This window comes from Mitsuaria sp. TWR114 (assembly GCF_007997345.1).
The window spans coordinates 1-4,296 of the sequence record NZ_VOSR01000332.1 but is presented as its reverse complement, the minus strand read 5'-3'; the positions used below and the strand labels follow the sequence as shown (position 1 = coordinate 4,296).

The 4,296-nt window shown below is 72.9% G+C and carries 4 protein-coding genes; all 4 read left to right on the top strand.

Going from position 1 to position 4,296, the window contains the following annotated elements; genetic code table 11:
• Positions 1–2,064, top strand: a 2,064-nt coding sequence (locus FUT87_RS28760; protein ID WP_186830520.1) for an exo-alpha-sialidase, incomplete at its 5' end; no start/stop codon positions are given.
• Positions 2,061–3,152, top strand: a complete 1,092-nt coding sequence (locus tag FUT87_RS30670; protein ID WP_255511814.1) for a glycoside hydrolase N-terminal domain-containing protein — start codon at positions 2,061–2,063, stop codon at positions 3,150–3,152. The genes FUT87_RS28760 and FUT87_RS30670, both read left to right, overlap by 4 nt.
• Positions 3,059–3,385, top strand: a complete 327-nt coding sequence (locus FUT87_RS31720; RefSeq protein WP_404935401.1) for a glycosyl hydrolase family 95 catalytic domain-containing protein — start codon at positions 3,059–3,061, stop codon at positions 3,383–3,385. The genes FUT87_RS30670 and FUT87_RS31720 overlap by 94 nt, the downstream gene beginning before the upstream one ends.
• Positions 3,294–4,296: glycosyl hydrolase family 95 catalytic domain-containing protein (locus tag FUT87_RS30665; RefSeq protein WP_404935400.1), on the top strand; the 1,003-nt coding region annotated here is incomplete at its 3' end. The genes FUT87_RS31720 and FUT87_RS30665, both read left to right, overlap by 92 nt.

Below are 4,296 nucleotides of genomic sequence, written 5' to 3'. Positions count from 1 at the left end.
ACCGACATCGGCGGCGCCTACCGCTTCGATCCGAAGGCGCGGCGCTGGTGGCCACTGCTGGACCACCTCGACAAGGCCGACGCCGACCTGATGGGCGTGCTGAGCGTCGCGGTCGATCCCAACGATGCCGAGCGCGTCTACCTCGCCTGCGGGCTCTACCTGGGCAAGGACGTGCGCGATGGCGCGCTGCTCGCGTCGAGCGACCGCGGCCGCACCTGGACCCAGCACGAACTGAAACTGAAGATCGGCGGCAACTCGCCCGGCCGCGGCAGCGGCGAGCGGCTGCAGGTCGACCCTTGGGTCGGCGAGGTGCTCTACCTCGGCAGCTCGCAGGACGGCCTGCTCAAGAGCACCGACCGCGGCCGCAGCTTCCAGCCGCTGGCCTTCCCGGCGAAGCATGTCTCGCTGGTGCTGATCGACCCGGCAAGCGGCGCGGCGGGCAAGGCGGCCTCGCGGCTCTACGTCGGCAGCCACGATCAACCGGGCTTGTATGTCTCCGACGATGGCGGCCGCAGCTTCGCCCGCGAGCCCGGCACGCCCGCGATGGCGCCGCAGCGCGCGGCCATCGGGCCCGATGGCGTGCTCTACGTGAGCTTTGCCGGCAGCGACGCGCCGCAGCCCGTCAATCCGAGCTACGCGTCGCGCGGCGCCGTGTGGAAGCGCGAACTGCGCGGCGGCAAGGCCGTCTGGACCGAGATCACGCCCGTCAAGCCCGGCGAAGGGCTGAAGGGCTTCGGCTACTCGGGGCTGGACGTCGACCGCCAGCGGCCCGGTCGCCTGATCGTGTCGACGATCGAGCGTTGGGTCGATGGCGACGACCTCTTCCTCAGCGAGGACGGCGGCAAGAGCTGGACCGCGATCGGCGCCCGCTCCAAGCACGACATCGAGTCCCGCCCCTGGCTCGCCAACTACAAGCGCGCGACGCGCCGCCCCGATCCGATGGGCCACTGGATCGCCGACGTGAAGCTCGATCCGCAGGACGGCGGCCGCGCGGTCTACGGCACCGGCTACGGCGTGTGGATGACCGACTCGCTGGCCGCGGCGACGCGTTCTCCGGCCGGCACGGTGGCGTGGCGCTTCGAGGTCGAGAACCTCGAGGAGACCGCGACGCTGGAGATCAAGAGCCCGTCCGGCGGCGCGACGCTGCTGGCGGCGATGGGCGACGTGTCCGGCGCGGCCTGGGACGACCTGGCGAAGAATCCCTCGACCGGCCTGTTCGCGCCGAGCAACGAGACCAACCGCTCCGTCGACGCCGCCGAGCTGGAGCCGCGCGTGCTGGCGCGCACCTCCGACCACGCGCCGACCGGCGGCTACGTCTCCGTCGATGGCGGCGTGAGCTGGCGCGCCTTCGGCCCCTCGCCGCGCGACGCGAAGAACGCGCAAGGCCATCGCGCGCCGACCGGTCTGGTGGCCGTCAGCGCCAAGGGCGGTTTCCTGGTGTGGGCGCCGGAGCGCCAGCCGGCGATGTGGTCCAAGGACAAGGGCCGCAGCTGGTCGCTCTGCGAGGGCTGGCCCTCGGAGCGCAGCCCGCTGCTCGCGCCGGTCGCGGACCGCGCGGTGGAAGGCGTCTTCTACCTGCTCGACCGCGCGCAGGGACGCGTGCTGATGAGCGTCGATGGCGGCCAGCGTTTCCAGCCCGCCGTCAACGGCCTGCCTCAACTCGGCGACTGGCAGTACGCGCAGATGCTGTGCGCGCCGGGCCGTGGGCGCGACCTGTGGTTCGCGCTGCCCAACGGCCTCTTCCACCTGCCCGCGGCCGACCAGCCCTTGCAGCCGGTCAAGCCGGTCGCCGAGGCCTGGATGATGGCGCTGGGCAAGGCGGCTGCGGGCGCCCCCTACCACGCGATCTATGTGTGGGGCCGCGTGTCGGTCGGCGGCGCCTCGCCGGTCGAGGGGCTGTTCCGCAGCGACGACGAAGGCCGGAGCTTCATCCGCATCGGTGACGACCTGCACCGCTACGGCCGCCTGCTGTCGATGGCCGCCGATCCGCTGGAGCACGGCACCGTCTTCCTCGCGCCGCATGGACGCGGCATCGTCGTCGGCAAGCCGAGGACGGGCTCATGAACATGCACGGCCCGAGCGCCGCCCATCGGATCGCGCCGGCCACGGGCCCGCTCGCCCGGCTGCTGGTGATCGCGGCGACGACCCTCGCCGCGATCGCGGCGCCTTTGGGTGGTGTGCTGGGTGGCGCGGCAGGCGGCGTCGCGGGCGTGATGCTTCTGGGCGCGCTCGCTCCCGCCGAGGCGATGGCCTCGGAGCTTCGCCTGTTCGAACGCGCGCCCGCGCCGGACACGCCGGAAGGCTGGGAGCGCCAGGCGCTGCCCATCGGCAACGGTCGCCTCGGCGCGATGTTGTTCGGCGGGCTGGCGCGCGACCGGATCCAGTTCAACGAGAACACCTTGTGGGTCGGCGACGGCCGCACCATGGGCGCCTACCAGCCCTTCGGCGACCTGGTGCTGACGCTGCCGGGTCACGACGCCGAGCCCGCGGCGGCCAGCGGCTACCGACGTGAGCTCGACATCGGCGACGCGCTGCACCGCGTCAGCTACACCCACGGCGGCACGCGCTTCACGCGCGAGGTGATCGCCAGTCATCCGGCGCAGGCCATCGTGCTGCGCCTGAGCGCCGATCGCGGCGGTCAGTACAGCGGCAGCCTCGCCTTGACCGATCGCCACGGCGCGCGCGTGCCGGTCGCGGACCAGGTCGTCCTCGTCCGACCGCGCCAGCAGGCCACCGGCGCGCTCCCCAACGGCATGCGCTACGCGGCGCAGGCGCGCGTCATCGCCGAGGGCGGCCTGCTGCGCGTCGAGGGCGGCCGGCTGGTCTTCCAGGGCTGCGATGCCCTGACCATCGTGCTCGGCGCCGGCACCAGCTACCTGCCCGACGCGACCAAGGCCTTCGACAGCGGCATCGATCCGCTGCCGCGCGTCGCCGCGCAGGTGACGGCCGCGTCCGCGCAGCCCTGGACGACGCTGCGCGCGCGCCATGTCGCCGACCACCAGCGTTCTTCGCGCGGGTCGCGCTCGACCTCGGCCGCAGCGACGACGAGCGCCGCGCGCTGCCGACCGGCGAGCGCCTGCTACGCTCACACCGCCGAAGGCGCGACCCGGAGCTGGAGGCGCTGCACGCGCAGTACGGTCGCTACCTGCTGATCGCCAGCTCGCGGGACTCGCTGCCGGCCAACCTGCAGGGCCTGTGGAACGACAGCCTCACGCCGCCGTGGAGCTCGGACTACCACACCAACATCAATGTCCAGATGAACTACTGGCCGTCGGAGAGGCAACCTGGCGGAGATGGCGCGGCCCTTCCTCGCCTTCGTCCAGAGCCAGATCCCGATGTACCGGCGCGCGGTGGCCGAGGCCGCCGCGCTCGCGCATGCCCGTGACGCGGCGAGCGTCAGCGGTGCGGCAAGCGCCGCCGCTTCCAGTGAGCCGATTCCCATCGGCGCCTTCGCCGGCGAGGCCCGGCCGCCCGAGGAACGCTTCCTGACCGCGCAAGGCCGCCCGGTGCGCGGCTGGACCGTGCGCACCGAGTCCAACCCGTTCGGCGGCATGGGCTACCTCTGGAACAAGACCGGCAACGCCTGGTACCTGCAGCACTTCTGGGAGCATTACGCCTTCGGCGGCGACCAGCGCCAGCTGCGCGAGGTCACGCTGCCGCTGATGAAGGAAGTCGTCGCGTTCTGGGAAGACCAGCTCAAGCCGCTGCCCGACGGCCGGCTGGTCGCGCCGATGGGCTGGTCGCCGGAGCACGGCCCGGTCGAGGACGGCGTCAGCTACGACCAGCAGATCCTCTGGGACCTGTTCAACAACGCCGTGGCCGCCGCCGATGCGCTCGGCAACGAGCGCGCCTGGCGCGATCACGTCGCCGCGCTGCGCGACCGCCTCGCCGGGCCGAAGGTCGGCAGCTGGGGCCAGTTGCTCGAGTGGCTGGACGAGAAGCGCGATCCCGTGCTCGACACGCCGGGGGACACCCACCGCCATGTGTCGCACCTGTTCGCGCTGTTCCCGGGACGGCAGATCTCGCCGGCGCGCACGCCCACGCTGGCCGCCGCGGCGCGTCGCACGCTGCAGGCGCGCGGCGACGCGGGCACCGGCTGGTCGATGGCCTGGAAGATGGCCTTCTGGGCGCGACTGGGCGATGGCGACCACGCCTACCGCATGCTGCGCGGCCTGCTGGCCACGCCGGGCGCGCGCGCCGCGCAGCAGGCCGGTCCCGGCACCGAATCCAACAACGCCGGCGGCACCTATCCCAACCTGCTCGACGCGCATCCGCCGTTCCAGATCGACGGCAACT